This window comes from Streptomyces sp. B6B3, assembly GCF_039871525.1.
Taxonomy (GTDB): Bacteria; Actinomycetota; Actinomycetes; order Streptomycetales; family Streptomycetaceae; genus Streptomyces.
On the sequence record NZ_JBDPLU010000002.1, the window covers coordinates 49561 to 76123 of the forward strand.

At 73.5% G+C, this 26563-nt stretch carries 20 protein-coding genes (1 of these 20 cut by a window edge); 4 read left to right on the top strand and 16 right to left on the bottom strand.

The features are described from left to right. The 5 genes from ABGB06_RS04475 to ABGB06_RS04495 all read right to left on the bottom strand — a co-directional run. On the bottom strand, nt 1-2305 hold the 5' end (the start) of the coding sequence (locus ABGB06_RS04475; RefSeq protein WP_347585499.1) for a non-ribosomal peptide synthase/polyketide synthase. It extends 24761 nt beyond the left edge of the window; the window shows 2305 of its 27066 coding nt (coding positions 1-2305); its start codon is at nt 2303-2305; its stop codon lies off the left edge, out of view. A 295-nt stretch (nt 2306-2600) separates the two neighbouring features. Next, on the bottom strand, nt 2601-3641 hold the full coding sequence (locus ABGB06_RS04480; protein WP_347585501.1) for an arabinan endo-1,5-alpha-L-arabinosidase: 1041 nt from the start codon (nt 3639-3641) through the stop codon (nt 2601-2603). A 47-nt stretch (nt 3642-3688) separates the two neighbouring features. Next, entirely contained in the window at nt 3689-5209 is a 1521-nt protein-coding gene (locus ABGB06_RS04485) for an RICIN domain-containing protein (RefSeq protein ID WP_347585503.1), read from the bottom strand. Nucleotides 5210-5816: 607 nt separating this feature from the next. After that, a complete protein-coding gene (locus tag ABGB06_RS04490; RefSeq protein WP_347585505.1) occupies nt 5817-6014 on the bottom strand; it encodes a DUF397 domain-containing protein in 198 nt (65 codons plus the stop codon). Further along, nucleotides 5990-6391 carry a DUF5753 domain-containing protein gene (locus ABGB06_RS04495; RefSeq protein ID WP_347586536.1) on the bottom strand — a complete coding sequence of 134 codons (402 nt, stop codon included), beginning with the start codon at nt 6389-6391 and terminating at the stop codon, nt 5990-5992. The genes ABGB06_RS04490 and ABGB06_RS04495 overlap by 25 nt, the downstream gene beginning before the upstream one ends. 229 nt (nt 6392-6620) lie before the next feature. Between ABGB06_RS04495 and ABGB06_RS04500 the strand changes: the two genes are divergently transcribed. After that, the gene (locus tag ABGB06_RS04500; protein WP_347585507.1) at nt 6621-7415 is read left to right on the top strand and encodes a protein kinase; all 795 of its coding nucleotides are present in this window, start codon (nt 6621-6623) and stop codon (nt 7413-7415) included. Nucleotides 7416-7628: 213 nt separating this feature from the next. After that, complete coding sequence (locus ABGB06_RS04505; protein ID WP_347585509.1) at nt 7629-9815, top strand: pyridoxal-dependent decarboxylase; 2187 nt, start codon at nt 7629-7631, stop codon at nt 9813-9815. A 59-nt stretch (nt 9816-9874) separates the two neighbouring features. Here the strand turns inward: ABGB06_RS04505 and ABGB06_RS04510 are convergent, their stop codons facing one another. The 5 genes from ABGB06_RS04510 to ABGB06_RS04530 are packed head-to-tail and all read right to left on the bottom strand — an operon-like array spanning nt 9875 to nt 17523. Then, nucleotides 9875-12790 (bottom strand): hypothetical protein, encoded by a 2916-nt coding sequence (locus ABGB06_RS04510; protein ID WP_347585511.1) that lies wholly within the window; start codon nt 12788-12790, stop codon nt 9875-9877. Then, nucleotides 12787-13905, bottom strand: coding sequence for an AAA family ATPase (locus ABGB06_RS04515; RefSeq protein ID WP_347585513.1), 1119 nt, complete (start codon nt 13903-13905; stop codon nt 12787-12789). Before ABGB06_RS04515 ends, ABGB06_RS04510 begins: the two co-directional genes overlap by 4 nt. 11 nt (nt 13906-13916) lie before the next feature. Beyond that, on the bottom strand, nt 13917-15611 hold the full coding sequence (locus ABGB06_RS04520; RefSeq protein WP_347585515.1) for a VWA domain-containing protein: 1695 nt from the start codon (nt 15609-15611) through the stop codon (nt 13917-13919). Continuing rightward, a complete protein-coding gene (locus ABGB06_RS04525; protein ID WP_347585517.1) occupies nt 15608-17014 on the bottom strand; it encodes a hypothetical protein in 1407 nt (468 codons plus the stop codon). The genes ABGB06_RS04520 and ABGB06_RS04525 overlap by 4 nt, the downstream gene beginning before the upstream one ends. Beyond that, nucleotides 17014-17523 carry a hypothetical protein gene (locus ABGB06_RS04530; protein ID WP_347586537.1) on the bottom strand — a complete coding sequence of 170 codons (510 nt, stop codon included), beginning with the start codon at nt 17521-17523 and terminating at the stop codon, nt 17014-17016. Before ABGB06_RS04530 ends, ABGB06_RS04525 begins: the two co-directional genes overlap by 1 nt. A 291-nt stretch (nt 17524-17814) precedes the next feature. On the opposite strand from ABGB06_RS04530, the gene ABGB06_RS04535 reads away from it, so the two are divergent. Next, nucleotides 17815-18426 carry a hypothetical protein gene (locus tag ABGB06_RS04535; protein ID WP_347585519.1) on the top strand — a complete coding sequence of 204 codons (612 nt, stop codon included), beginning with the start codon at nt 17815-17817 and terminating at the stop codon, nt 18424-18426. Between the two features lie 61 nt (nt 18427-18487). Here ABGB06_RS04535 and ABGB06_RS04540 read toward each other — a convergent pair whose 3' ends face one another. Together ABGB06_RS04540 and ABGB06_RS04545 are read right to left on the bottom strand one after the other, a co-directional pair. Then, nucleotides 18488-20668, bottom strand: coding sequence for an acyltransferase family protein (locus ABGB06_RS04540; protein ID WP_347585521.1), 2181 nt, complete (start codon nt 20666-20668; stop codon nt 18488-18490). A gap of 154 nt (nt 20669-20822) precedes the next feature. Continuing rightward, entirely contained in the window at nt 20823-22076 is a 1254-nt protein-coding gene (locus ABGB06_RS04545) for an MFS transporter (RefSeq protein WP_347585523.1), read from the bottom strand. Nucleotides 22077-22150: 74 nt separating this feature from the next. Between ABGB06_RS04545 and ABGB06_RS04550 the strand changes: the two genes are divergently transcribed. Further along, nucleotides 22151-22747 (top strand): winged helix-turn-helix domain-containing protein, encoded by a 597-nt coding sequence (locus ABGB06_RS04550; RefSeq protein ID WP_347585525.1) that lies wholly within the window; start codon nt 22151-22153, stop codon nt 22745-22747. Nucleotides 22748-22781: 34 nt separating this feature from the next. On the opposite strand, the gene ABGB06_RS04555 is transcribed toward ABGB06_RS04550, so the two are convergent. The 4 genes from ABGB06_RS04555 to ABGB06_RS04570 form a co-directional block, all read right to left on the bottom strand. Beyond that, nucleotides 22782-23585, bottom strand: coding sequence for an ABC transporter permease (locus tag ABGB06_RS04555; RefSeq protein ID WP_347585527.1), 804 nt, complete (start codon nt 23583-23585; stop codon nt 22782-22784). After that, nucleotides 23582-24622: an ATP-binding cassette domain-containing protein gene (locus ABGB06_RS04560; protein WP_347585529.1), complete on the bottom strand. Its 1041-nt coding sequence runs from the start codon at nt 24620-24622 to the stop codon at nt 23582-23584. The genes ABGB06_RS04555 and ABGB06_RS04560 overlap by 4 nt, the downstream gene beginning before the upstream one ends. A 59-nt stretch (nt 24623-24681) precedes the next feature. Next, a complete protein-coding gene (locus ABGB06_RS04565; protein WP_347585531.1) occupies nt 24682-25530 on the bottom strand; it encodes a DUF4097 family beta strand repeat-containing protein in 849 nt (282 codons plus the stop codon). Nucleotides 25531-25663: 133 nt separating this feature from the next. After that, the gene (locus ABGB06_RS04570; RefSeq protein ID WP_347585533.1) at nt 25664-26245 is read right to left on the bottom strand and encodes a toxin-antitoxin system HicB family antitoxin; all 582 of its coding nucleotides are present in this window, start codon (nt 26243-26245) and stop codon (nt 25664-25666) included. Nucleotides 26246-26563: the final 318 nt, after the last annotated feature.

Genomic DNA, 26563 nt, shown 5'->3' on the forward strand with positions numbered 1-26563 from the left:
CGTAGAGGCCGACCCCGGCGCGGGGGCCGCCGAGCGGCAGGGTGTCCGGACGGCGGTCGCCGCCGGGCGCGAGGGTGTGCACGGTGACGCACATCGTCGTCTCGGTCGGGCCGTACAGGTGGCGGATCTCCACCTCGGGGCAGGCGCCGGCCACCTGGGCGACGGCCTCGGCGGGCACCACGTCGCCGCCGGTGAGCACGTGCCGGAGGCCGGCGAAGCACTCCGGGCTCGCCTGGGCCAGCGCCCGGAACACGCCAGCCGTCAGATGCACGGCGGTGAGGTCGAGGTCCGCCACGAGCTCGGCCAGCTCCTGGTACTCGACGACGCCCGCCGGGGCCACGACGACGGTGCCGCCGTTGAGCAGCGGCACCCAGATCTCCAACGTGGCGGCGTCGAAGGTGGCGGGCGCGTGGAACAGCGTCCGGCCGGTGGGGAAGTCGGCGCCCCAGCAGGGGTCGGCGGCGAGGGCCGCGACGGCGCCGTGGGTCGTCGTGACGCCCTTGGGCGCGCCCGTCGATCCCGAGGTGTACATCAGGTAGCAGGCGGAGTCGGCGGTGACGCGGACCGGCGGGGCCGAGTCGACGGCGGGGGCGACGGCGGGGGCGGCGGCGTGGCGCAGGTCGGACTCGGTCACCACCAGGGCGGGGGCGGCGTCGGCCAGCAGGGTTTCGGTGCGCTCGGCCGGGTCGTCGGGGTCGACGGGCACGAACGCGGCGCCCGCCTTGGCGACGCCGAGCAGGACCACCAGCAGGTCCGCCGAGCGGGGCAGCAGCACCGCGACCCGGTCGCCCGGCGTCACGCCGCGGGAGGCGAGGTATCGGGCGAACGCGTTGGCCCGGCCGTCCAGTTCGGCGTAGCTGAGGCGGGTGGCGCCGGCGGCGACGGCCACGTGCCGGGGGCGGCGGGCGACGACCCGGTCGAAGGCGTCGAGCAGCGTGTCCCCGGCGGCCGGGGCCGGGAGCCCCAGGTTGGCGCCGGCGGTGAGCCGGTCCCGTTCGCCGGGCAGCAGCACGTCGATCTCCGCGACGGGCGCGGCGGGGTCGCCGGTGACCTGCTCCAGCACCCGGACCAGGCGGGCGGCCAGCGTCTCGACCTGGTGGTGCTCGAACAGGTCGGGCCGGTAGGTGAGCCGGAGGCGTTCGGCCGTCGCGGTCAGCAGGAGGGGGTAGTGGGCGGCGTTGCGTCCCGAGGCCTCGACGAGGCGGAGGCCGCCGCGGAGGGTCCTGACCATGCCGGGGCCGGGGCCCTGGACGTCGGTCGGGAGGTTCTGGAAGACGGTCAGCGTGTCGAAGAGCTCCCGGGTGCCGGTGATCTGGTGCACGTCGGAGAGGCTCAGATGCTCGTGCGGCAGCAGCCCGGTGTGCTCGTCGAGCAGGCGGCGGAGGAGGTCCGCGAGCGATTCCCGCTCGCGCCAGCGCACCCGCACCGGCAGGGTGTTGAGGAACATGCCGACGATGTGGTCGACGCCGGGGACGTCCGGCGGGCGGCCGGAGGTCGTCGCGCCGAACACCACGTCGTCGCGGCCGTGCAGCCGGCCGAGGAGTATCCCCCAGGCGGCGCGCACCAGGGTGCTCATGGTCACGCCGAGCCGGCGCGCCTGCGCTCGGAACGCCTCGGCCAGATGCGGGGTGAGGGGAACCGGGCAGTGGGCCGGGTCGGCGGGCGCGGTGGTGCCCTTGGCGGGCGCGGCGAGGGTCGGTTCCACGCCGGAAAGGACCGGGCGCCAGGCCGCTATCGTGGCATCCCTGTCCTGCCGTGCCAACCAGTCGAGATATTCGGGGAACGGGGCGATCGGGGGAAGTGCGGAGTCGTCGCAGTCGCGTTCGTAGAGGGCGATCAGCTCGTCGACGAGAATGTGGAGGGACCAGCCGTCACAGAGAATATGGTGATGGGTGAGAACCATCCGGTAACGCTGTTCGCCGAGCCGGATCGCGGTCACTCGTAAAAGGGGTGGCCGCGCCAGGTCGAAGCGGTGGAGCCATTCCCGTTCCATCGCTTCTTCCACCGCCGCAGGAGGCGCGCCGCGGAGGTCGAGATCGGTCCAGGGAAGCCGCACCTCGCGCAGGATGACCTGCACGGTCTCGCCCGTGTCGACCTTGCGGAACGCGGCCCTGAGCGCGGCGTGCCGGGCCGTGAGCCGCTCGAAGGCGGCCCGTAACAGACCCAGGTCGAGCGGCCCTTCGAACTCCAGTATCGATTGGCCGCGATAGACGTCCGTCGCCTGCGGATCGTATTCCGCATGGAAGATCATGCCCTCTTGTACGGCCGTCAACGGCCAGATATCGGCAATCGCGCGCTTCCCCATACACGCCCCTCCCGTCCCGCCCACTCTTCGGACCCCGAGGGCCGAAGATCACGAAGGAAGTCTATCGAGCATCGGGCGCGTCCAACTGCTCAGTTGATCTTCGTGAGGGCTTCCCGACGGGCGCTTTCCGGGGCGCGGAAAAGGCGGCGGGAATTCGGGCTTCCGCTTTCGGTCGCCGCGAACGCCGCTGCTCGACGCGCGTTGACCGGGGCCGAACGCGAGGTGCCGGTGGCCCCGCCGTGGGACCACCGGCACCGTCACGGGCCGCGCGGGACGGACCGCGCGGGATCCAGGATCAGTGGACGTAGGGCCAGCCGGAGGAGTCCCAGCTCATCCAGTTGATGCCGAGCAGCGCCGTGCCGTTGTCGTTGTAGTAGTGGTACGTGAGGATGTCGTAGTCGCTGTCCGCGAAGACGTCCTGGTGTCCCGGGCCGTGGATGTTGTCGTGCCCGGCCAGGATCTCGGTGCCGCCGCCCGACGTCATCGCCGTGCCGTTGCGGTCGACGTAGGGTCCGGTGATGTTGCTGGAGCGGCCGACCATCACCCGGTAGGTGCTGTCGGCGCCGCGGCAGCACAGGTCGAACGAGACGAACAGGTAGTAGTAGCTGCCGTGTCGGAAGATGGTCGGGGCCTCGATGGCGCCGCCGCCGCGCCCGGCGATGGAGTACAGCGAGCTGCCGGAGCGCTTCCCGGTGGACGGGTTGATGGAGATCATCTTGATGCCCGACCAGAACGAGCCGAACGCCAGCCACCAGGCGCCGCTCTGGTCCACGGCGAGGTGCGGGTCGATGCAGTTGTAGTCGTTCGACGAGGAACTCTCGATCACCAGGCCCTGGTTGGCCCAGGAGCCGGAGGACCCGCTGGAGCTGGTCGCCAGGAAGATGGCCGACCGGTTCGAGCCGAACGTCGAGGCCGAGTAGTAGCAGTAGTACTGGCCGTTGTGGTACGAGAGGTGCGGCGCCCAGAGGTTGCGCGAACCGCCCGTGTAACTGCTCGTCCAGGAAGCGCCGTTGGGGAAGAGCGAGCCGGCGTTGCGGAACGCCGTGCGGTCCGACGACGTCTTCAGGGCGACGTTGTCACCGGTGTGGGCGACGAGGTACGTGCCGTCGGACCGCTTGACGAAGCTCGGGTCGTGGACGGTGACGTCTCCGGTCACGGCGCCGGGGAACGGGTAGGCCAGCGGCCGGGGGCCCGCGGCGGCGGCCCGGGCGAGGCCGTTCGCGCCGATGACGGACGTCGTGGTCAGGGCGCCGGTCGCCAGGGCGGCGCTCAGCAGCCGGCGCCGGGACGGCGACGACGCGCCGGGCGTCGGGCGGGACTCGGGGGTCTCGGACATGGTGCGGTCTCCTTGGGGGTACGTGTGGTTCTGGTGAGCGGCTGCGGCTACTCGCCGGACGGCGACGTCAGGGCGACGCCGTTGGGCACCGGGGTGCCGAAGTTCGGCGTGCCGTCGGCGTTCCACGTGAACTGCTGGGCGCGGGTCGACCGGTTCATGTCACAGCCGCCGCTGGCCGAGCTGTTGGCGTGGTAGACGATCCAGTCCTCGGTGCCGTCGGGCGAGGTGAAGAACCCGTTGTGGCCCGGGGCGTACACGCCGGCCGCGTCGTTGCGCTGGAAGACCGGGTTCGGATGCTTGGTCCAGCTGGAGCGGCTGAGCGGGTCGTTACCGGTGAGGGTGAGCAGGCCCAGCTTGTAGTCGGGGCCCCAGCAGGCGCTGGCCGAGTAGACGATCATCACCTCGCCGTCGTGGTAGAGCGCCTCGGCGCCCTCGTTGACGGAACCCGACTGCGTCTCCCAGGAGTACGTCGGGGAGCTGATGGTGCGCCGCGAACCGCTGGTGGTCCACGGGTTGCTCAGCGGCGTGATGGTCAGGCTCTGGGTGCCGTCGATGCCGCTGCCCAGCAGGTAGAGCCGGCCGCCCACCTCCAGGATGCTCGCGTCCAGCTCCCAGGCGTTCGCGTTCAGGTCCGCCTTGAAGTGGTACGGGCCCATGGGGTTGGTGCCTTCGCTCTCCAGCACGTGCAGCCGCTGCGTGGGGTTGTAGTCCGAGACGTTCTGCCCGGCGACGTAGTAGAGGTACCAGCGGGGGCCGTTGGGGCCGTCGAGCAGGTGGAACTCGGGGGCCCACATGTTGCAGCAGCCGTTGGGCATGCCGGACAGGTTGAAGATCGTCTGGTCCTGGGCGTTCCGCAGGCCGGCGAGGGTCTGCGAACGGCGCATGGTGATCGTGGAGTTCCACGTCGTGGTGGCCAGGTAGTAGTACCCGTCGTGGTACTGCAGCCAGGGGTCGGGACCGTTGTTCTTGATCGGGTTGGTGAACGTGCCGGAGGAGGCGCCGACCTTGACCAGCTCCCACTGCTGGTTGGGGCCGTTCAGGTCGGGCCACTGGATGATCTGGCCGCCGTTGGCGGTCGAGAAGTCCAGGACGTCGAGCGCCTTGCCGCTGTTGCGGTTGATCAGCCGCACGTAGTCGTCGCCCGAGTCGACGAACCGCCACTGCTGGCTGGCCCGGTTCAGGTCGGTCCACTGCACGACCCCGGCCCCGTCCGCGGTCGAGGCGTCCTGCACGTCGAGGACCTTGCCGCTGTGCACGGACCTGATCTCGTAGTAGCCGCCGCCGACGTCGACGAACCGCCACTGCTGCCAGGCCCCGTCGTTGCGGGTCCACTGCACGATGTCGGCGCCGTCGTTGGTGGCGAAGTTGTACAGGTCGAGCGCCATCCCGCTGTGCCGGTTGACCAGCGCGTAGTTGGCGTTCGGGTCGATCGCCGGGGCCGCCGCGGCGGGATGCGGCGCCGCGACGGTGCCTCCGGAGAGGACGAGGGCGATCAGGGCGAGGAGCAGACCAACGTGTCTGCGTCTGCGCGCCTTCGCGCGCGGGTGCGTCGTGCTCGGCCGGGTCATGGCGGCTCCCTCAACGAACTCGTTCGAACAAAAACGTTTCATTCGGCGAGCGGGAGCGCCCGTTTTGGGAGCGCTCCCAAGTTTGCCGGCACGGCGGCCGGCGGCGGCGAGCAGTGATCGCGCCCCGATCGCGCGAACGGGACACGAGGATCAACGTCCCGCGAGTCGTCCGACCCCTGGGGACCGCGAGGACACGGCCGCCGGTCGGCTCCGGCGGCGGGATCAGCCGACGCGAGGCCGCCGCCGGAGGCGGCGTCTCGGAACGGTGGTCCGGTGGGGGGCGGCTCTCATGTTCGACATGACGAACATGGTTCGGAATACTGATCTGCGCGGAACGTATGCCAGCCGCCCCGCCCCGTCAACCCCTCGCGTCGCGCCCGGCGTTCGCGGCCCGGCGGCGTCCCTGGTCGGGAGCGGCGGCGGCGCTCCCGGGCCCTCCGGGCGGCGCCGGGCAGCGACTCGCTCGCCGCCTGGCTCCTCGGGCCGCTGGCCGAAAACCATGAGGCGCTCGCCTCGCTGATCGACATGGCGATCGCGTCACGCTGCGAGGACCGCCGGCAGTTCTACCCCGGGGACCCGGCCGTACGTCACCCGGGCCGGCCTCGCCTCAGCGCCTGATCTCCGCCACGAACGCCGCCCAGGCATCAGCGGACACAACCAGGGCCGGGCCGGGGTTCTTGCTGTCCCGGACGGGAACAGCGCCGGGGAAGCCGTCAGCGACCTCAAGGCAGTTACCCCCGCTGGTGTTCGAGTAGCTCGACCTGCGCCACGCCACAGCACTCAGGTCTGGTCGTGAGGCTCGCATGACGACTTGTACTCCTCCATCAACTTACGGATCAGGGCCGCCGACTCCCTGGGTGAGAGGGCGTGCGCCCGTAGCTCATCGTAGACACGCTTGCGCCGCTCAACCTGGCCCGAATCCTCGTAGAGCCGTCCCACGTCGATGCCCTCCTCGTAGGCGACTTCCCTGCCACCGGAGAGCTTGAGCAACGTCATCGAACCACCGAGGAACGGATGGGCGCCATGGTTGTACGGCAACACCTGGACCTTGCTGGTTGGAGTGTCCACCAGCGGGAGCAGCTTGGCCAACTGGTTATACATGACCTGCGACCCACCGATCTCGCGGCGTAGAACGCCCTCGTCCAGAATCGCCCACACATGAGGCGGGTTGCTGGACGCCAGCCGCTCCTGCCGAACACACGGTCGAAGTGCTCGGAGAGGCCCGGAGGCGCCATCTGCTCGCCGGACTCGATCCTCGCCAACTGACTCTTACTGGTCCGCAGCGCTCACGGCGGTGGTGGCTCCGACGACCATGACTGTCAGCCCGACACGATTCCTCCGCGAAGCCGTGTGAGCCCGACAACTACTGCGGCCCCGGGCCGTTGAGTGGGTGTGACCCGAGGAGATGAGCATGCAGTTCCCCACGCCTGAACTCCAGGCGCTGATGCATCCATACACGGGACACGTGGCAGACGTCCGACCACCACGCGGCTTCAGCGCGGATCTGGTCGCGGTGCTCAGATGTGAGAACGGCACCTTCTTCGTCAAAGCTGTTCGGAACGAGGGAATGCGTCGCGTCTCCATTCGCTGCGAGCTGGCCATCAACCCGTTCGTCCAGCCGATCTCGCCGCCGGTGCTGTGGCAGGCCGAGAACGACGAATGGATCGTTCTGGGGTTCGAGGCCGTGGACGGCCGGCGAGCTGATTTCGGCGTAGATTCCGCTGACCTACCCGTTGTGGTCGGTCTCATGAACCGCATCGGGGCGCTTGGCCTTCCCGAGGTCGCCCACCGGTGGCATGAGAGGCGATGGGATCGCTTCGTGGGCGACGAGGCGGAAGCCGAGCTGTTCCGGGGTGACGCACTGCTTCACGTGGATATCAACCCGGACAACTTCATCATCGCGGAGCAGGGGGCCTGGGTGGTGGACTGGGCTGGCCCTTCACGAGGGGCGGCTTTCATCGATCCAGCGGTTCTCGTCGTGCAGCTCGTCTCGTCCGGCCATACTCCCGAGGCTGCCGAGTCGTGGGCGGCTCGCTGTGAGGCGTGGACCGAGGCCGATCCGCATGCCATCGACGCCTTCGCGGCTGCCACCACACGCATGTACTGGACGGCCGCCACACGGCGACCCGAGGAGTCCTGGCTCAGGGCGATGGCGGAGGCGGCCGAGGCGTGGGCCAACCACAGGGGGGTCGTGGTCACCGCCTGACGCGCCGTCGCGTCTCCGTCGGTCGGGCGTGGCGAACCGGAGCGACGGGCTGCTCGCCGCAGCGGCTCATGGGCCCCGAGCCCGGCCGGCGTCAAGGTTCGCCCGTCGATTTCACCCGCACGGGCGCGGTGCGCGCGGTCCGGGGCGGGAAACAGTGCGGGGCACCCCTCGCGGCGGGCGTCCGTCGCGGGCCGCCCGATCGAAAGAGCCGTCGTGACCATCCGGGACACCCCACGCGAGCGCCTGACCGCCGCGTCCGCACTCGCCGCCGAGCTCGACCTCACCCGCGCGCCCGGCAGCGACTCGCTCGCCGCCTGGTTCCTCGGGCCGCTGGCCGAGAACCAGGAGGTGCTCACCTCGCTGATCGACATGGCGATCGCGTCGCACTGCGAGGACCGCCGGCAGTTCTACCCGGGCGACCCGGTGTACGTCACCCGTGACGTCAAGGACTCGGCGGCGTACCGGCGGAGCGTGGCCACCATGGAGCGGGAGTACCGCCGGCTGCTGGACCGGCTGCGCGGCTCGGTGCCGTTCTTCAGCTACCGGTACCAGGCCCACATGAACTGGGACGTCACGCTGCCCGCGCTGGCCGGCTACTTCGCGGCCATGCTGTACAACCCCAACAACGTCGCCCTGGAGGGCTCCCCGGTGACCACCCGGCTGGAGGAGGAGGTCGGCCGCGACCTCTGCCGCCTGCTGGGGTACGCCGCGCCCGGCGCGCCGGAGCCGTGGGGACACGTCACGTGCGACGGCACCGTCGCCAACCTGGAGGCACTCTGGTCGGCGCGCAACCTGACGTACTACCCGCTCGCCGTGGCCGAGGCGATCCGGCGCCATCCGCACGCGCTGGGCGCCGCGCGCGGGCTCACCGTGCGGCTGGCCAACGGCCGCGACGAGCTGCCGCTGCTCGACCTGGACGCCTGGCAGGGCGTCAACCTGCCGGTCGGCGAGGTGCTGGCGCTCCCGGCCCGGATGACCGCGCTCGGCGTGGCCCGCGAGGACCTGGCGCTGATCAACGCCTACACCGTGCAGTACCTGGGCCTCGACGCCTTCCGGCGGCGCCTGCTGGGCGACGACGTGGGGGATCCGGCGGTGCTGGTGACGGCGACGATGCACTACTCCTGGCCGAAGGCCGCGGCCGTGCTCGGCCTCGGCCAGGGCGGGTTGATCCCGGTCGCCGTGGACCTGGACGCGCGGGCCGACCTGGGCAGCCTGCGGATGGAGTTGGCGGGCTGCGTGCGCGACAGGCGTCCGGTGGTCTGCGCCGTCGCGGTGTTGGGCAGCACCGAGCAGAGCGCCGTGGACCCGCTGGACGGGATGCTGGACGTGCGGGAGGAGTTCCACGAGCGGAACGTCTCCTTCCCGGTGCACGCGGACGCCGCGTGGGGCGGGTACTTCGCCGCGATCCGGCGCCGGCGGACGCCGCACCCCGACGGGCACCGTTCGGGGTACACGCCCGACCTGCTGATGAGCGACCACGTGAACCGGCAGTACGACCGGCTGGGCCAGGCCGACTCGATCACCATCGACCCGCACAAGGCCGGGTTCGCGCCGTATCCGGCGGGCGCGCTGTGCTATCGCGACGGAACGCAGCGGAACCTGGTGGCGTTCTCCGCGCCCTACCTCGACCAGGGGGCGGGGACCACGGGCGTCGGGCTGTTCGGCGTCGAGGGCTCCAAGCCGGGGGCCGCGGCGGCCGGCGTGTACCTGAGTCACCGGCTGATCACCACCGACGAGCGGGGCTACGGCAGGCTGCTCGGGCAGACGCTGTTCAACAGCAAGCGGCTGTACGCGGCCGTGGTGACGCTGGGCCTCGACCATCCCGGGCTGCTCGTCGTGCCGTTCCAGCGGCTGCCCGCGGAGCGCCGTCATCCGGGCGACGCGGCGGCGCTGCACGACGAGTTGGTGCGGGTGCGGGAACTCATCGTGCCCCGGACCAACGAGGAGATCATGGGCGACGAGGAGGCGATGCGGCTGCTCGCCCAGCTGGGCTCCGACCAGACGATCGTCGCCTACGCGTTCAACGCCAGGGATGAGGCGACCGGGAAGCCGAACCCGAACCTGGCCACGGCGAACCGGATCAACCAGCTGCTCGCCGAGCGGCTGATGGTCCCCGAAGAGCTGGCCGCCGCCGAGGGCATGCCGGCGCCCGAGGAGCGGCCCGAGCTGATCCTCAGCGGCTCCCGGCTCGACCCGCGGCTGTACGGGCGGGCCTACGTGGGCCGGCTGATGGACCGGCTCGGGGTGGCCGGCGCCCCGGCGGCGGACCCGATCACCCACCTGATCTCGTGCACCATGGACCCCTGGTTGACCGCCACGGAGGCGGGCGACTTCCTCCCCACGCTGCGGGCCGCCCTGGCCAACGCCGTGCTGCGCGCCATCAGGGACGCCAACCCCTGAGGCGCGGCCGGCGCCCCCGTGCCCCCCCTTCGACCCCCTGATCCCGGCGCCCGGCGCGGCTAGCCGGCCCCGGCCGGGGCCAGGAGGTGGGCGACGGCGGTCGCGGTGTCGGGGTGGCGGGTCAGCAGCGTGGTCGTCTCCGCGTGCGGCGCGGCGGGGGTGGGGGCGGGTGTCCGCCAGGGGGCGTCGTGGCCGAGCAGCGCGGCCACGGCGTCGCACGCCGCCGGATGGCCGGCCAGCAGGTCCGCCGCGGGTGACCGGGCGGCGCCGACCGCCGGACCGCGCGCCGGACCACCGGCCGGCTCCGCGGGCGCCGCCGACCAGGGCGGCAGCCAGGCGTCGAGGGCGGGCAGGGCGCCGGGGAAGGTCCGGCCCGCCTCCCGCACCAGCACCGGAACGAGGTCCCGGGCCTCGGCGCGCAGCGTGCCGATCAGGCCCGGCAGCCAGGGCAGCAGCACAGCGTCGGGCAGCCGGGCGAACGCCTTGGACATCAGCTCGACGACGAAGGGCGCCAGCGACGGCACCGGCTCCAGGGCGTGCAGGAAGCCGGTCAGATAGCGCGGGAACGCCGGTATCACCAGCGGGTTGTCGAGCAGTTCGTCGCAGCGCCCGCGCAGCTCGTCCGGCGTGAGCAGGCCGAGCCGTCGCCTGGCGGCCCACAGCAGCGCCGTCTTGTCCGGCGCCTCGGGGTGGGACTGGCGCACCGCGAGCTCGAGCTGGACGCGGTCGCAGCCGAGGGAGAGCGCGAAGCTCTCCATGCCGAAGAGGAAGCCGAGCATCGCGGCCACCTGGCGGACGCCGTCCTCCTCGGCGGCGCAGGCGGTGGGCAGCAGCGTGCAGTAGTGGGCGTACCCGGCGGTGACGAACCGCTCGCACCACGGCGGCGGCCCCGCCTCGGTGGCGCGGTAGTGGGCCAGCAGCCGGCGGGTCTGGCGCAGCACCCGGGGCGCGTCGTCCACGGTGCGCTCGGCGGCGAGCAACTCCACGGCTCGCGCGCCGAGATCGTCGGCGAGCCGGCCGCCGCCCAGGTAGACGACGGCCTGTTCGACGGCCTCCAGCGCGCCCGCCGCCGTGGCCCTGGGAGCCCACGCGTCGCGCCGCAGCCGCTGTTCCAGCACCTGCTCGATGGTGACGCCCTCGTAGCCGAGCTCGACGAGGGCCCGCTGGTTGCGGCCGAGCGCCAGGTCCCAGCTCTCCTGGATGGACCGCTCGCCGAGCCGCCGGGTGCCCATGATGGGGCGGGCCACGTCACCCAGCAGGCGGCGCAGGATCCACAGCAGGTCGGAGCACGGCCGCAGTCCGGGGTCGGCCTCCAGGTCGAGCAGCGCCCGCTGGTTGGTGCGGGCGGTGAGGTTGAGCCCGAGCGGCGCGAGCCGGTCCAGCACGTCGCGGGCCAGCGGCGGCAGCGAGTCGTAGCCGACGGTGCCGACCCGGTCGCCGCCGAGCAGGATCTCGCAGAGCCGCCGCACGTCGCGGCGGCCCGGCACGGTGTCCTTCTCGATGCAGGTGACCGCGGCGTCCTCGAAGTCGTACGGGGTGGGGCGCGCGCGGCCGCGCATGCCGGCGAGCAGCACCGAGGTCTCGAACACCGCGATGGCGTCGGCGGTGCTGGCCAGGTACCCGTTGCGGCGGGCCAGCCGCACGATGTCGACGCACCAGGCGCGCAGCTCGGACTCGTCGAGCCCGCCCGGCTCGGGCGCGCTCGCCAGGAACCCGGACAGCCGGTCGGTGACGGCCTCGCCGGCCGCGGCGACGTTCGCGGCGGCCCGACCCGCGCCGCCCCGCCGGGCGCTCCCGAACCGGAACGGCTGGACGCGGTGCCGCTTCAGCGACTTGGCCCAGGTGGCGGCGGCGATCGACACGGATCCGGGGGCGAGCCCGAACTGCGCCTCGATGGCGGAGTGGCTGGACGGGATGAGCCCGTACCGCCAGTCGGTGCCGGTGCGCGGGCTGATCCGGAACGGCTCCGCACCCGACTCCTCCCCCGCGTCCGCGCCCGCATCCGCGCCCGTGCCGGCGAGGCCGAACTCCGGGACGCGGCTGGCCGCGTGGTACGCGCCGCAGACGTACACGCAGCGCGCCGGGTCGGCGCCCGAGGCGGCCAGGTGCTCGCGCATCCGGGTCCACATGTACCGCTCGCGGTCCTCGTCCCTCGCGTCGCGCGCGTCGCCGTCGGGCCGCAGCCGCCGGAAGAGGCTGCCGATCATCACCAGGACCTGCCGGTAGGTGTCGTGGTCGGCGCCGGCCAGCGGCCGTTCGACGTACTGGTCCCACCATTCGGACCAGTGCCTGACCCTGCCGTGGTGCAGCAGGTGCTGCTCCAACTCGGCGAAGCGCGGCCGCAGGTCGCCGATCTCGACGCCGACGGCGTCGCCGTGCAGCGCCGCCTCGTCGGGCGGCGCGGCGGCCTCCTCGGCGGCGGGCGCCGCGGGCTCGGCCGGCGGCTCGGGATCCCGCGGCTGCCACTGGAAGACGTGGTCGGCGGAGCGGTCCACCAGCACCAGCTCCACGCCCGGCGTGTCCAGGGCGTAGGCGACGGCCTGGTACTCGGCGGACGCCTCGGTGACGGGCGCCACCACGCTCAGCGGCGACCAGGCGGTGGGAAAGCCGTCGAGCTCGGTCGCGAACGCCTGCAACGCCACGGGCAGGCGGCAGTTGCGCAGCTCGTCGAGGAGCGGGCGCAGATCCTCGCACAGCTCCAGGTAGACGACCTGGGGGCGCTTCTCGCGGAGCCGGCGGGCCATCGCCAGGGCCGAGGCCGGCGAATGGTGACACACCGGCATGATCTCCAGCTCCTCGCCGAGCGCGCGGTCGACGTCGTCGACCATGCCGGCGAGGATGCCCGGCACCGCCCCCGGATCCCCCGCGAAGGCGTCTGCCGCGGCCCGCAGCTGCTCCCGGAGCGCGCCGAACGGGCCGCCCTCGCCCGGTGGTCGGGCGGAGTGGCGCTGGGTGTCTGTCCGGGTCCGGGTCATGACAGGGTCTCGATCGCCTCGCGTCCGCCCTCCAGGAAGTCCTGCCAGGGCCCGTCCGCGTCCTTCCTGCCCCGCGGTTCGACCACGCCGTGCCAGAACTTGTTCAGGATGGCGAGGTCCTCAGGGCTGCGCCGGGCCAGCGAACCCACCAGCGAGCCGGCGAGCGTCCGCGCCCCGAGCGCCCGGTCCCCGAAGAACTGGCTGTGCAGGATGGCGTCCTCCAGCACGCCGATCTGCTCCGCGGTGGACAGCGCCGACTCCAACTTCTCGTCGTCGCTGGTCGCGGAGGCCGCCGCGGCCCGCAGGTCGGCGAAGCTCTGGAGCAGGATGTCGAGCAGCGTGGGCGGCACCTCGACCTCGATCCGGTGCCGGCGCATCAGCTCGGCGGTGCGGAACCTGACGATCTCGGCCTCGCTGCGCCTGTTGGTCACCACGGGGATGCGGACGAAGTTGAAGCGCCGCTTCAGCGCGGAGGACAGGTCGTTGACGCCGCGGTCCCGGCTGTTGGCCGTGGCGATGATCGAGAACCCCGGCCTGGCGAACACCGTGTTGTCCTCGTCGAGCTCCGGGATCGACACGTACTTCTCGGAGAGTATGGAGATCAGCGCGTCCTGCACGTCGCTGGTCGACCTGGTCAGCTCCTCGAAGCGGCCGATGACGCCGCGCTCCATGGCCGTCATGATCGGCGACGGGATCATCGACTCACGGGACTGTCCCTTGGCGATCACCATGGAGACGTTCCACGAGTACTTGATGTGGTCCTCCGTGGTGCCGGCCGTGCCCTGCACCACCAGCGTCGAGTTCCGGCTGATGGCGGCCGAGAGCAGCTCGGCGAGCCAGCTCTTGCCGGTGCCCGGGTCGCCGATCAGCAGCAGGCCGCGGTCCGAGGCGAGCGTCACGATGGCGCGCTCCACGAAGCTGCGGTCGCCGAACCACTTCTGCGGGATCTCCCGGTCCAGCCCGTCGGCGCGCTCGGAGCCCAGGATGAACAGCCGCACCATCCGGGGACTGAGCCGCCAGGAGAAGGGCTTCGGCCCGTCGTCCACGGACTCCAGCCAGTCCAGCTCCTCGGCGTACTTCACCTCGGCGGGGGCGCGCAGCATGCTGTCGGTCATTCGTCGGTCTCCTAGGCGAGGAAGTTCTTCAGCTCGAACACGAGCTTGCGGATGTGTCCGGAGATCACGGGCGTGCCGAGATCCTTGAGCCGCTGGCGGTACCAGCCGTCGACGCTGGCGCGCCCCGAGCTGTTCACCGAGCCGACCGGGATGAGCTTCACCCCGGAGCGGTGCACGGCCTCGAAGTCGGTCATCAGGGCCCGGTTGTCGTAGAAGTCGGAAATCCACACCAGCACGGTGTTGCGCGGGTCGGAGATCTTCGGCCGGGCCAGGGCCATGGCGGCGGTCCCGTCGGTGCCGCCGCCGAGCCTGGTGCGCAGCAGCACCTCGAACGGGTCGTGCACCCAGGGGGTGAGGTCGAGCGCGCGGGTGTCGTACGCGACCAGGTGGACGTCCACCCGGGGCAGCCCGGCGAAGATCGACGCCAGGATGGTGCAGTTCACCATGGAGTCGACCATCGAGCCCGACTGGTCGACGACCACGATCATCCGGGCGGGCGTGGTCCGCTTAGCGGTGTGCCGGTAGTACAGCTGGTCCACGTAGAGCCGCTGGTCCTCCGGGCTCCAGTTGGTGAGGTTCTTCCAGATGGTGCGGTCGAGGTCGAGGTTGCGGAACACGCGCTTGGGCGGCACCGACCGGTCGAGGGTGCCCGCGCTGGTCTGCCGCACCTGGGTGCGCAGCACCTCGGCGACCTGGTCGACGAAGCGGCGGATCAGCGCCTTCGCGTTGGCGAGCGCCACGCCCGAGAGGTTGGCCTTGTCCCGCAGCAACTGCTCGATGAGGGACATGCTCGGCGTCAGCTGGGTGGCCAGCGCCGGGTCGGCGAGGACCTCGCGCAGCCGCATCCGGGAGACGAGGTCGCTCTCCAGCTCGGACAGCGTCCCCGCCAGCTGCCCCGCGCCCCCCTCGCCGAACGCCTGCCGGCACCAGTCCGCGTCCCGCTGCCAGTCGGACAGCCGGGTGGCGGTGACGTCGCCGCCGCCGGTCGCGAACACGTTGAGCAGCAGCTTGGACGCCAGGGCCGCCCGCCGCACCTGTCGCTCCGGGTCCGCTGGCCCCTCCGGGGTGGACGGACCCGCGGCGGGCTCCGAGGCGGCCCGGGGAACCGGGGCGGCTTCCGCCTCCGGTTCCGCGCCGGGCGCGGGCCCGGCGTCGCCGGGACGGTCCCCGGCGGGCTCCCGGCCGCCGCCGTTGCCGCCGCCGGGGGTCATCAGGCCGCGGAACTCGTCGGCGAGGTCGGGGAAGCGCTGCACCAGGGTGTCCACCGACACCGCCGGGTCGAGCAGCGCCGGAGGCAGGCCGAGGTCCTCGACGACGGCCACGCTGCCGGCCTCCAGGGCCGGCTGCTCCTCGGGGTCGAACAGGCGGGCCAGCAGCCGCCAGTAGAGCACCTGCCGCCGGTTCGCGGCGGACCGGTCCTGTGCCGGGTCGCCGGCCAGGGCGTCGGTCGGGGCGCCGGTCGGAGTGTCCTTCTGGGCGCCTGCCTCCGGGCCACGCGCCGGGCCACCGATCGGGGCGTCCGCCGGGGCCCGCGCCGGGATGCCACTTGGGGTGTTCGTCGGAACGCCGCTCGTGGCATCGGTCGCGGTGTTCGCCGGACTCTCGGTCGGGGCGTGCGCCGGGCCACCGTTGGGGCCGTCGGTCGGGGCGTGCGCCGGGCCGCCGATCGGGGCGGCACTCGCTGCGTTCGTCCTGGTGTGGGTCATTTCCGCAGCAGCCGTCCCGCTCGTTCGCGGAGTACCGCGACCGCGTCGCCGGCCCTGGCCTCCGCCTTCGCGATCTTCGGATCCGTGACGCCCAGCGCCCAGTCCCCGCCGTGCGCCGCCACCTGCCGGCGCTTCACCGTCGCCTGGACCGCCAGGGGTTGCAGCGCCCAGCGGCCGGCGTCCCAGCGGAGCAGCCCGACGCAGGCCGTGGAGGCGGCCACCAGCTGCGGCGTCAGCGGCCCGCAGGCCGGCAGCCGGTCCAGGTCGAACGCGAGGGACCGGCCGTCCAGCAGCAGCGACGCGCCGTCCGTCTCGTATCCCTCGACGAACACCGGCTCCGCGATGCGCACCGGGTGTCGGTCCAGCGGCGGCACCGGACCGGCGACGGCGCCGGCGAGCGCGACCCGGGCGGTGGCGAAGGCGTCGGCGGGCTCCCCCGCGGTCGCCAGGTCGTCCCGCCACACCAGGTCGCCGCCGGCCAGCAGCGGCATGTCGGCGATGTCCAGGGCGCGGTGCTCGGCCAGCGCGGCCAGCAGCGCGGGGTGCCGGTGCAGCAGCCGCCAGACCGCGGGCCCGACGATGGTGTCCACCTTGGCCGCGCCCACGCTCGCGCGGACCAGCCGCGCGGGCGCGCCACCGGCCGGCTCCAGCACCGCGTGCAGCTGGGCCTGCACGGCCGTGCCGTGCTCGTGCACGTCCACGCCGAGCGGCAGCAGCCGGCCCGACACCGGGTCCGCCGGCTCGCCCCCCACCGAGCCGTCCGGAGCCGCGCCGTCCTGGGAGAGCAGCAGCGCCCGGGACCACAGGTCGGCCCAACGCCGGCCGGGCAGCCGGTCCATGGCGCCGACCGGGGCGCAGGCGCGGAGCTCTCCCGCGAGCCCGTCGAGCAGCACCGCGAGCCGGCGCCGGTCGGGCTCGGCCAGCAGCGCCTCGATGGTCGGGTCGGCGGCGGCGACCAGGTCGTGGCCGACGCCCCGCCAGCCGCCGATGGCCAACTCGCCGAGCCACGACCGGCTGCCGGCGAGCGGCCCGCCGGAGCGCCGGACCGACTCGGACGGCGGCTGCCGCCACGGCTCGCGGTCGCGGCCGAGCGCCGCGTCCAGCGTGCCGAGCAGCGCGTCGTGCACGGCTCCGAGCAGGGCGGTGCGGGCGCCCGCCAGGGCCGCCAGATGCTCCTCGGTCGGCGATCCGGCGGCGATCTTCTCCGCCGCCTCGGCCGCCGCGGGACCGAGCGGGGCGGTGGCGACCGCGCCCGCCAGGTCGGCCAACGCCGCGGCGGACTCCGGCCCGAGCCGGCCGAGGCCGTGCCCCAGCGCGTCGTCGAGGCCGGCGACCAGGCCGAGCGCCTCGTCGACCCCGGGCGGCTCCGCGTCGAGCAGCTCCGCGAGCTGGATGCCGAGCATCAGCTGACCGCCCCCGTCGCCGGGAACCACTGCAGCTCGGGGACCGGCGCGCCGGTGTCCGGCAGCTCCAGGTACGCCAGATGGCGCAGGAACCGGCTGAACACGACGGCCGCCGGTGCCGACACCCGGGAGCCCCGCAGCGCGCGCACCAGGTCCTCGTCCTCGCCGGCCGTCACGTGCAGGTACCGGGCGACCCGGTCCCTGCCGTACTGCAGCACCGCCTCGTCGACCAGCGCCCGCAGGTGCTTGCACGGCGTCGCGGACAGCCCGCCGCAGGGCCGATTGTTGTTCGTGCCGCAGCTGAAGTCGTGGGTGCGCGCCGCGATCGACGACACGTACACCCGGGCGATGTCGGAACCGCTCGACACGACGCCCCGCAACCGGCCGTCCGCGAGCTCCACGAAGGGCACCTTCGCCAGCTTCCGCGGCCGGACCGGCGGCACCACCCGCACCGCGCTGCGCTCCGCCCACGCGGCCTCCGCCGCGCCCCACTCCCCGCTCGCCACCATCGGCCTCCTGCCCACGCCCACACCCCGGCGGTCGCACCCGCCGGGCATCTCCTCGATCTTGGACACCAGCATGGCGGGCTCCACTGACAATCCCCGGCGGGCCGGCGGATGTGCGGTTCCGTGGCATCCGAGCCGGGGCGCGGTCCCGCCAAGTGGCCCTGCTGCACGCCTGGTTGACAGACGGACGGGGGTGGGCTCTGGTGGTGTTCGCACAGAGTCGAACATCCGTCGAGATGTCATGGACGTGCCATCTCGACGGACGTGCATCCCCACACCCCAGGAGGATCCGACATGCTTCCTTCCCGCCGAAGGCGGCTGGCCGTGGCCGTGCTGGCCGCCGGCGTGCTGGCCGTCCCCGGCGTGGCCCACGCCACGCCCACCGCCGCCGCGGCCCCGGCCGCCGCACCGGACCGGACGGCGGTCGCCAGCATCAGCTGGACCCTGGTCAGGGCCCAGAACCCCACCCAGGACCAGCTGGCGGCGTACGACCTCATCACCTCCGCCATGAACGCGGCGGTGGCCCGCTACAACAACCTCAGCGACCTGGGCAAGTCCATCACCGTCCACTACGAACCGGGCGTCCCCACCGCTGACGGCAACATCAACGGCACCATCCGCTTCGGGAACCGCGCCTACATGACCGAGCGGACCGCCCTGCACGAGATCGCCCACACCATCGGCGTCGGCACCAGCGGCAGCTGGGGCTCGTTGTCCAGCGGCGGCACCTGGCGCGGCGCCCAGGCCACGACGCTCGTCCGGCAGTACGACGGCTCCGGCGCGAGCATCTCCTGCGGCGGCGGCCACTTCTGGCCCTACGGGCTCAACTACGAGAACGAGTTCAGCCAGACCAACGCCGACCGGCACGTCGAGATCGTCGAGGCCATGGTCGCCGACGGCCTGTAGGCCACGCCCCACCCGCGCCCGGTGGCCCCCGACCACCCCACCGGGCGCACCGGCAGTCCGGCTACGAGGACTCGGCCACCGGCAGCCCGGTCCCCGGCGCCCACCCGGGGCCGAGGAGCTCGGCGAGTTGCGCGCCCAGCACCGGGGCGAGGGCCTCGGCGTACGCCTCGCTGATGTGGTTGGCATCCCGGTACACGAAGGTGTTGCCGGCCACCAGCGGACAACGTCCCGCCTCGACGCACAGCCAGGGGGCGGGATCGACCAGCAGGATGCCGGACGCGCGGCCCGCGTCGGCGATCGCCGCCCTGCGGTCCGGATCCCGGAACGCCTCGGGCAGCCCGTGCGCGCAACGGTCGAGCGCCAACGGGTGGGCGGCGGCGCATTCCACCGCGTCGGACTTCGGCCACGGCGTGTCGAGGAGGTAGGCGACGTCGGCCCCGGTCGCGGCGAGCCGGCGGAAGGTCTCGGCGTAGCCGTCGGCCCACTGCCGGTCCGGGTCGTCGGCCGGCCGCAGCGCCCGGCCGGCGTCGGAGGCCGAGGCGAGCACCAGCTCAGGACTCAGCGTCTCGATCCGGTCGAGCGCGTCCTCCCGCCAGGCGTCGCAGGAGGCGTAGGCCCGGCCGAGCTTGACGGTGGTCAGGTCGGCTATCTTGCAGGCCGCCTTGGTCAGCGAGTACAGCCGCCAGCCGTTCTCCTCGGCGAGCCGCTCCAGCGCCGGGAACCACTGGGCCGCGTGCGAGTCGCCGAGGAGCACCACGGTCCGGTCCGCGGCGGGGTCGCCGTAGGCGCAGGACGGGGAGCGGGTGCCGCGGTAGCTGACGTGGCAGCCATCGTCGTAGACCTGGGAGCGTCCCGCCTTGATCTCCTGCAGCGACGGGTCGAGGTTGCCCGGCAGCTGGTCGTCCGCCGTCTCCAGCAGGTCGGCGAGCGCGGCCCGCGGGTCCGCGGCGCTGGTCAGGGCGCCCCGCAACGCCGGGACCTTCCCGGCGGCGGCGATGGGCGGCGGGAAGGCCGCCGCGACCAGGGTGAGCGCGGCGGCGCCGGCCGACAGGCCGAGGCCCACCGTCAGCGAGCGGCGGGGCCGTTGCCGGAGCCGGGGATGGAACCGCACCGGGTTCTCCACCAGGTGGAACGTCACCCAGGCCAGGGCCAGCGCGACGGCGCAGAGCAGCAGGGACAGCCGGACCGACCCGGTCCGGCCGAGCGCCGCGGGCCCGACCAGCAGCAGCGGCCAGTGCCAGAGGTACCAGCCGTAGGACAGCGCCCCGATCCGGACCATCGGCCACCGGCCGAGCAGCAGTCCCGCGCCCAGTGACGTGCGCCGGCAGCCGCCGGCCACCACGAGGACGGCGCCGAGCACCGGCAGCAGGGCGTGGTGTCCGGGGAAGGGGGTGCGCTCGTCGAAGCGCACCGCGGCCAGCGCGATGGCGGCCAGGCCGATCCAGCTCAGCGCCGCCGCGACCGGCGCCGGCAGCCGGCGCAGCCGGTCGGCCAGCAGCGCGAGCAGGGCGCCGGCGCCCAACTCCCAGAATCGGGTGTGGGCGCCGAAGTACGCCCACGGCGCGGACTCCGGCGTCACGGTGACGCTCAGCCACAGCGAGACCAGGCACAGCGCGGCCAGCGGCACCGCGAGCAGCCCACCGGTCCCGCGGGCCCTGAGGCCCGGGAGCCGCCCGCACCGCCGGACCAGCCGCCAGCTGAGCAGCAGGAGCAGCGGCCACAGCAGGTAGAACTGCTCCTCCACGGCCAGCGACCAGTAGTGGCGGTACGGGGACGGCGGGGCGCCCTCGGCCAGGTAGTCCGTGCCGGTGCTCGCCAGCCGGACGTTCACGAGGTACAGCACGCTGCTCAGCGCGTCGGAGGCGTACTCGGTGAAGCGCACCTTCGACAGGTACAGCCAGGCGCCGGCCAGCGTGACGACGGCGACCAGGGTGGACAGCGGCAGCAGCCGCAGCGCCCGGCGGGCGTAGAACCGCGGGATCGAGAGCGAGCCGGTCGCGGCCAGTTCACGGACCAGCAGCGAGGTGATCAGGAAGCCCGATATGACGAAGAAGACGTCCACGCCGACGTAGCCGCCGGCGAACCGGCCGACCCCGGCGTGGCAGAGCACCACGAGCAGCACCGCGACGGCGCGCAGGCCCTCGATGTCCGGCCGGAACCCGTGGTCCTGCGTGTTCCGGGACCGCGGTGCCGCCGGATCGCGCGCGGGCTCCCTGGCCTCGGGCGAGACCTTCCTCAACATCGGACGTGTCCCATGCCGCGACCCCACAGACATACGAGAGGACAACCTGATGTTGTGGGTATGGGTCGGCGGCGGAGCCGACGCGCCGTGGCGGCGTCGAGACCCACCCGAACGGCGTCCGCACGTCACCCGCCCGGCGGCGGGCCCGGTGCCGTCAGGCCCGGTCGGCGGAGCGTTCCGCGGCGGCCAGGGCGTCGTCGGTGACCCGGATCAGGCCGGCGAGGACGGCGAGCGCCAACAGGCCCATCACCAGGAAGACGGCGCGCAGCCCGAGCAGCTGGGCCAGCACGCCGCCGGCCAGCGCGCCGAGCGGCTTGGCGCCCCAGGCGACCAGCCGGTATCCGCTGTTGACGCGGCCGAGCAGCCGGTCGGGCGTGGCCCGCTGGCGCAGCGACACCATCAGCACGTTCGCCACGACCAGCCCGGCGCCGCCGACCAGGAAGCCCGCGCCGACCAGGAACGGGTCGGCCGTCGCGGCCGGCAGGCCGACGAGCGGCGCGGCGGCGGCCAGCGAGACGACCAGCGCGCGGGTCCGGCCGAGCAGTCGCTCCGCCGGTTCCGCGAGGAACGAGCCGAGCAGGCTGCCGGCGGCGACGGTGCTGAGCAACCAGCCGTAGGACTCGGCGCTCAGGCCCATCGGCGACGCCGGCCCGACCGCGTACAGCACCAGCACGGCCTGCGTGCCGCTGCTGGCGAAGTTGAACACCCCGACCATGCCGGCGAAGGTGCGCAGCAACCGGTGGCCCCACAGGAAGCGCAGTCCCTCCAGGATGTCGGCGCGCAGCGTCCCCGGCCGGGTCTCGTCCGGCTCCGGGGAGCGATCGGCCCGCCGCGGGGGGCGCATCAGGAGCAGGGCCGGCAGCGTGAGGGCCCAGAGCGCGGCCGGCGTGCCCAGGGCCACCGCCGCGCCCGCCACCACCAGCAGCCCGGCCAGCGGCGGACCCACGAACTCGTTGGCGGTCAGTTCGGCGGCGAACAGCCGGCCGTTGGCCCGCGGCAGCCGGTCCCGCGGCACCAACCGGGGCACCAGCGACTGGGCCGCGGTGTCGTGGACCGTCTCCGCCGTGCCGGCGCAGAGCGCGACCGCGTACAGCGCGGCGATCGAGTCCGCGTCCAGGGAGACCAGGGCCACGAGCGTGGCGAGCAGGGCGGCGCGGACGGCGTTGGCGCCGACCATCAGCCGGCGCCGGTCCAGGCGGTCGGCGAGCGCGCCTGCGGGCAGCGCGCAGAGCAACCAGGGCAGCGTGAAGGCGAACGTCAGGCCGGCGATCAGCGTCGGGGACCGGGTGAGGCCGACGGCCAGCAGCGGCACCGCGACCTTGAACACGCCGTCCGCCAGGTTGGACAGGGCGGAGGCGGTCCACACCCACCAGTAGGCGGGACCCAGCCCGCGCTCCGCGCTCGCCATCCATGGAGAATGGCACATCGATGGGGAAAACTCCATCGGTGGGTACGGATCCATCGGCCGGCTAGCCTGGTTCCATGGACGACCAGGGCGCGGCGACGACGCCGCGACGACGACGGGCCACGGCCCGCGAGGCGAAGGCGCTGGGGCATCCGCTGCGGCTGCGCATCCTGCGGCTGTGCTGGCAGCGGGAGCTGACCAACAAGCAGTTGGCCGACCGGCTCGGCCGTGATCCCGGCACCGTGCTCTACCACGTCCGCCAGCTGACCGAGGCGGGTCTGCTGGAGCAGGCGCCGGTGCGGGCCGGGGAGAGCGGCGCGCTGGAGAAGCCCTACCGGGCCCGGCCCCGCACCTGGTGGCTGGACGATCTGCCGCCCGGACCCGGCGGTCCGGGGGTGGGCCCGGGCGGAGCCGCCGCCAGCGCGGAGCCCGAGGCGGACGGGTTCGCGTCGATCGACGCGCCGCTCGACGCGCTGCGGGAGGAACTGCACGCGGCGGGCCCGGAGTCGGTCGGCACGTTCGTCAGGTTCGCGCTGCACCTCTCCCCCGAGGACGCGGCCGAGCTGGACCGCCGGCTGCTCGCGCTCGTCGACGAGTACGTGCGGACCGACGACCAGCGCCTGGACCAGCCCGCGCACGGGGGCGTCGTGGTGGTGCACCGGCTCGCGGAGTGACCGGCCGGGCGCGCGCCCGGCCGGCCGGTCGGGCTCAGCGCGTCACCTCGCGGCGGAACACCGCCCGCGCCCACAGGTAGCCGGCGATACCGAGGCCCACCCCCCAGCCCAGGGCCACCAGCCAGCTGAGGCCGATCTCGGTCCCCATCAGCAGCCCGCGGAGCGTCTCGTTGACGGGCGTGAAGGGCTGGTACTCGGCGAAGAGGCGCACGCCCGTCGGCATCGACTCCGGCGTGACGACGCTGCTGCCGAGCAGCGGCAGGAACTGCAGCGGCATGGGCAGGTTGCTGGCCGTCTCCACGGTCTTGGCGGTCAGGCCCATCGCCGCCGAGAGCCAGGTCAGCGCGTAGGTGAGCAGCACCAGGATGCCGATCGCGGCGAGCCATTCGAGGGGCGTCGCGTTGGGTCGGAACCCGGCCAGCAGCGCCACCGCCACCACCAGGACGAGGCTCGCCATGGTCTGGATCATGCTGCCCACCACGTGTCCGGTGAGCACGGAGGTGCGGGAGATCGCCATGGTGCGGAAGCGGTTGATGATGCCCTCGGTCATGTCGGTGCACACCGAGACGGCGGTGATGATCGCCCCGGACGTGGCGGCCATCAGGATGATGCCGGGGGCGATGTAGTCGATGTAGTCGTCGCCGTCGGCCAGTCCCGGGGCGCCCGCCACGGCGATGCCCTCGCCGAGCGCGCCGCCGAAGACGTAGACGAACATCAGCAGGATCAGGATCGGCATGGCGACGACCGAGACGGTCAGCTCCGGGTAGCGCCTGGCGTGCTTGAGGTTGCGCCGCAGCATGGTCATCGCGTCGCGCATGGCGTACGAGGTGGTGCTCATCGCGCGGAGTCCTTCGCGTGGTCGGTGGCACTGTCGGAGGCACCGTCGGTGGCGCTGTCGGTGGCGCTGTCGGTGGCGCTGTCGGTGGCGCTGTCGGAGCCGGTGAGGGTGAGGAAGACGTCGTCCAGGTCGGGGGTGTGCACCGTCAGCTCCTCGGCCTCGATGCCGGCGTCGTCGAGCCGGTCGAGCAGCGTCCGGAGCGCGGGGATGCCGCCGTCGCTGGGGATCCGCAGGCTCAACGCCTCGTCCCGCGACGCCGGCAGGGCGAACAGCGCCGCCGCCGCGGCGAGCCGGTCCGGGTCGCCGAACCGCAGCTGGATATGCCCGCCGGGGATCCGCCGCTTGAGCTCCTCGGGGGTGCCCTCGGCGATGATCCGGCCGTCGTCGAGCACCGCGACGCGATCCGCGAGTTCGTCGGCCTCGTCCAGGTACTGCGTGGTCAGGAAGACGGTGACGCCGTCGGCGACCAGCTCCCTGATGATCTGCCACATGGTGCGGCGGCTGCGCGGGTCGAGGCCGGTCGTCGGCTCGTCGAGGAAGATCACGCTCGGCTCGCCGACCAGCGTCATGGCCAGGTCGAGGCGGCGGCGCATACCGCCGGAGTAGGTGGCGGCGGTGACGCCGGCGGCGTCCGTCAGCTCGAACCGGCGCAGCAGTCCCGCGGTACGGCGCCGGCCCTCGGCGCGGTCGAGATGGTGCAGATCCGCCATCAGCAGCAGGTTCTCCTCGCCGGTCAACAGGTTGTCCAGGGCGGAGAACTGGCCGGTGACGCCGATCGCGGCACGGACCGCGTCCGGATCCTCGTCGAGCCTGTGCCCCGCGACCTGCGCGTGGCCAGCGTCGGCGGAGATCAGCGTGGAGAGTATCTGGACGGTGGTCGTCTTGCCGGCCCCGTTGGGCCCGAGCAGCGCGAAGATCGTGCCGCGCGGGATCCGCAGGTCGACGCCGTCGAGCACGCGCTTGTCGCCGTACGACTTGCGCAGCCCGAGCGCGGTGATCGCCTGCGGCGGGGCGGCCGGTGGTGTGCGGGCCGTCATGCCCTGTCCCTTCTGGGTGGTTCGCGGTGGCGGATGGCGGACGGATGTCCGGTGGGGGGTCAGGCGCCGGTCGGGCGGCGGACCAGGATGTCGCCGATGCCGGTGCGGGCCCGGACCTCGACGGTCGCCGCCTCGTCGCCCGGGCCCTCGGCCGCGTCGAGCGTGGTCCGCACGTTGCCGAGGCGGGAGTCGATGTCGAGCCAGGCGGCGGTGCCCTCGGGGATGCCCACCTCCAGGTCGCCCGACCGGGTCTCCAGCTCGACGGCGCCGCGGACCGCCTGGTCCACCCGCGCGTTACCGCGGGCTGAGGTGGCGGCGACGCCGGCGAGGGCCCGGCCGATCCGGATGTTCCCGTTGGCGACCTTCAGGCGGAGCGCGCCAACGGCCTCCGCCACGCGCACGTCGCCCTGGGTGCTCTTGATCTCTCCGGCGCCGGCCAGCGTCCCGACGCGCACCTCGCCGATCCCGCTGCCGATCTCCGCGTCGCCCGTCACCCGGGCCACGCCGATGTTGCCGTGCTGGGTGGTGAGCCTGACCGGTCCCGCCTCGTCGAGCCGGATATGGCCGACCGCCGTCTTCAGCCGGCACTCCCCCAGCCGGCCCTGGGCGCTCACGTCGACCAGCGAGGTGGTGCCGTGCACCTGCGAGCCCTCCGGCAGGGTGATCCGCACGGCGACGGCGCCGGGCCGGCCGAAGATGGGACGGCCCCGGCCGCTCCTGATCTGCAGCTCCCCGTCGGCGTAGGTGACGCGGGTCTGCTCGGCGGCCTTCGCGTCGGTCGCGTCGGCGTCGGAGTGCGGCCGCACCTCGACGACCGTGTCGCGCCGGTCCTCGGCCGCGAGATGCACGGCCCCGACCTCGACGTGGAAGGTGACGGTGATGGGCTCGGGGGTGTCGAACGTAGGCATGGCTGTCCCGTCGTCGTGGGTCTTGTGGGCGTCCCCGCTGGTGGGACGTGTGATGCGCCGTGTGGCGCAGGGTGTGGTGTGGGGCGTGGTGAGGGTGTGCGCGAGGCGCCGCGCGCGGGTCCGGACAGAGGACCTAGCGAACCCAGCCGGTGAAGCTCTGCCGGCCGCTCCGGCGGCCGCGCTGCCGGGCCTCGGGGTCCCAGTCCTGACGGCCCGCGGCGCCGCCCGGATCCACGGCGGCCGCGACGGCGCGCACCAGCCAGGCGTTGAGCGAGAGGCCGTCCCGAGCCGCGGCCTCCTCGGCCCGGAGCTTCAGCTGCGCGGGCAGGCGGAGGTTGATCCGGGAGGTGCCGCCGTCGTCCAGGTCGGGCACGGCCGGCGGGCCCGGCGGCGCGGGCGGAGCGGGCGGGCCGGGCGGCGATGGAGGGAACGGCCCGACCGGCCCCTCGTCGGCCCGGCCCGGCTCGCCGCTCGGCGGGGGCGTCACCACGAAGTCGGGGTCGAGCCCGCGCAGCCGCACGTCGACCGAACCCGGCGCGAGCTCGCGGGTGACCTCCCCCATGGCGTCGGAGAGCACGTTGAGCAGCGCGAGCCGGGCCGCGGAGTCCAGCGGCCCGGTGAGCCGCTCGGCGAGGACGCGGGCGTCCTCGCCGCTGGCCTCGGCGGCGACCGCGAGCGCGTGCCGGAGGTTGTCGACGTACGGCGTGAGATCCATGGCGCCATAGTGGCACCACTATGGCGCCATGGCAACCCCATCGCGGCATCCACCTGACGCCAAGGCGCGCCACCGGGCGCCGGAATGGCGCGACGCGGCGCCGGGACATGGGCCGCCGGGCCCGGCGAGGGGCCAGTCCGACACCGGGCCACGACGTGCCACGCGTCCGTCAGGGACCCGCGCCGCACCAGATGTGAGCCATCGGGCGCCAGAGTGGCGCCATTCTGGGCACTGGTGGCTCCGGATGGCGCCACCGGCGGCGGCACGCGGCCATCCGGGCGGGCCCGAACGACGCCCGCGCGCCCCCGGAAACGCCAG

What these genes read in the sequence shown, in the direction of transcription:
- ABGB06_RS04560 (WP_347585529.1), bottom strand. Translation starts at nt 24,622, where the DNA reads ATGACGGCCCGCACACCACCGGCCGCCCCGCCGCAGGCGATCACCGCG.
- ABGB06_RS04515 (WP_347585513.1), bottom strand. Translation starts at nt 13,905, where the DNA reads ATGACCGACAGCATGCTGCGCGCCCCCGCCGAGGTGAAGTACGCCGAG.
- ABGB06_RS04530 (WP_347586537.1), bottom strand. Translation starts at nt 17,523, where the DNA reads ATGGTGGCGAGCGGGGAGTGGGGCGCGGCGGAGGCCGCGTGGGCGGAG.
- ABGB06_RS04535 (WP_347585519.1), top strand. Translation starts at nt 17,815, where the DNA reads ATGCTTCCTTCCCGCCGAAGGCGGCTGGCCGTGGCCGTGCTGGCCGCC.
- ABGB06_RS04570 (WP_347585533.1), bottom strand. Translation starts at nt 26,245, where the DNA reads ATGGATCTCACGCCGTACGTCGACAACCTCCGGCACGCGCTCGCGGTC.
- ABGB06_RS04525 (WP_347585517.1), bottom strand. Translation starts at nt 17,014, where the DNA reads ATGCTCGGCATCCAGCTCGCGGAGCTGCTCGACGCGGAGCCGCCCGGG.
- ABGB06_RS04500 (WP_347585507.1), top strand. Translation starts at nt 6,621, where the DNA reads ATGCAGTTCCCCACGCCTGAACTCCAGGCGCTGATGCATCCATACACG.
- ABGB06_RS04520 (WP_347585515.1), bottom strand. Translation starts at nt 15,611, where the DNA reads ATGACCCACACCAGGACGAACGCAGCGAGTGCCGCCCCGATCGGCGGC.
- ABGB06_RS04510 (WP_347585511.1), bottom strand. Translation starts at nt 12,790, where the DNA reads ATGACCCGGACCCGGACAGACACCCAGCGCCACTCCGCCCGACCACCG.
- ABGB06_RS04555 (WP_347585527.1), bottom strand. Translation starts at nt 23,585, where the DNA reads ATGAGCACCACCTCGTACGCCATGCGCGACGCGATGACCATGCTGCGG.
- ABGB06_RS04485 (WP_347585503.1), bottom strand. Translation starts at nt 5,209, where the DNA reads ATGACCCGGCCGAGCACGACGCACCCGCGCGCGAAGGCGCGCAGACGC.
- ABGB06_RS04565 (WP_347585531.1), bottom strand. Translation starts at nt 25,530, where the DNA reads ATGCCTACGTTCGACACCCCCGAGCCCATCACCGTCACCTTCCACGTC.
- ABGB06_RS04490 (WP_347585505.1), bottom strand. Translation starts at nt 6,014, where the DNA reads ATGCGAGCCTCACGACCAGACCTGAGTGCTGTGGCGTGGCGCAGGTCG.
- ABGB06_RS04480 (WP_347585501.1), bottom strand. Translation starts at nt 3,641, where the DNA reads ATGTCCGAGACCCCCGAGTCCCGCCCGACGCCCGGCGCGTCGTCGCCG.
- ABGB06_RS04540 (WP_347585521.1), bottom strand. Translation starts at nt 20,668, where the DNA reads ATGTTGAGGAAGGTCTCGCCCGAGGCCAGGGAGCCCGCGCGCGATCCG.
- ABGB06_RS04550 (WP_347585525.1), top strand. Translation starts at nt 22,151, where the DNA reads ATGGACGACCAGGGCGCGGCGACGACGCCGCGACGACGACGGGCCACG.
- ABGB06_RS04545 (WP_347585523.1), bottom strand. Translation starts at nt 22,076, where the DNA reads ATGGCGAGCGCGGAGCGCGGGCTGGGTCCCGCCTACTGGTGGGTGTGG.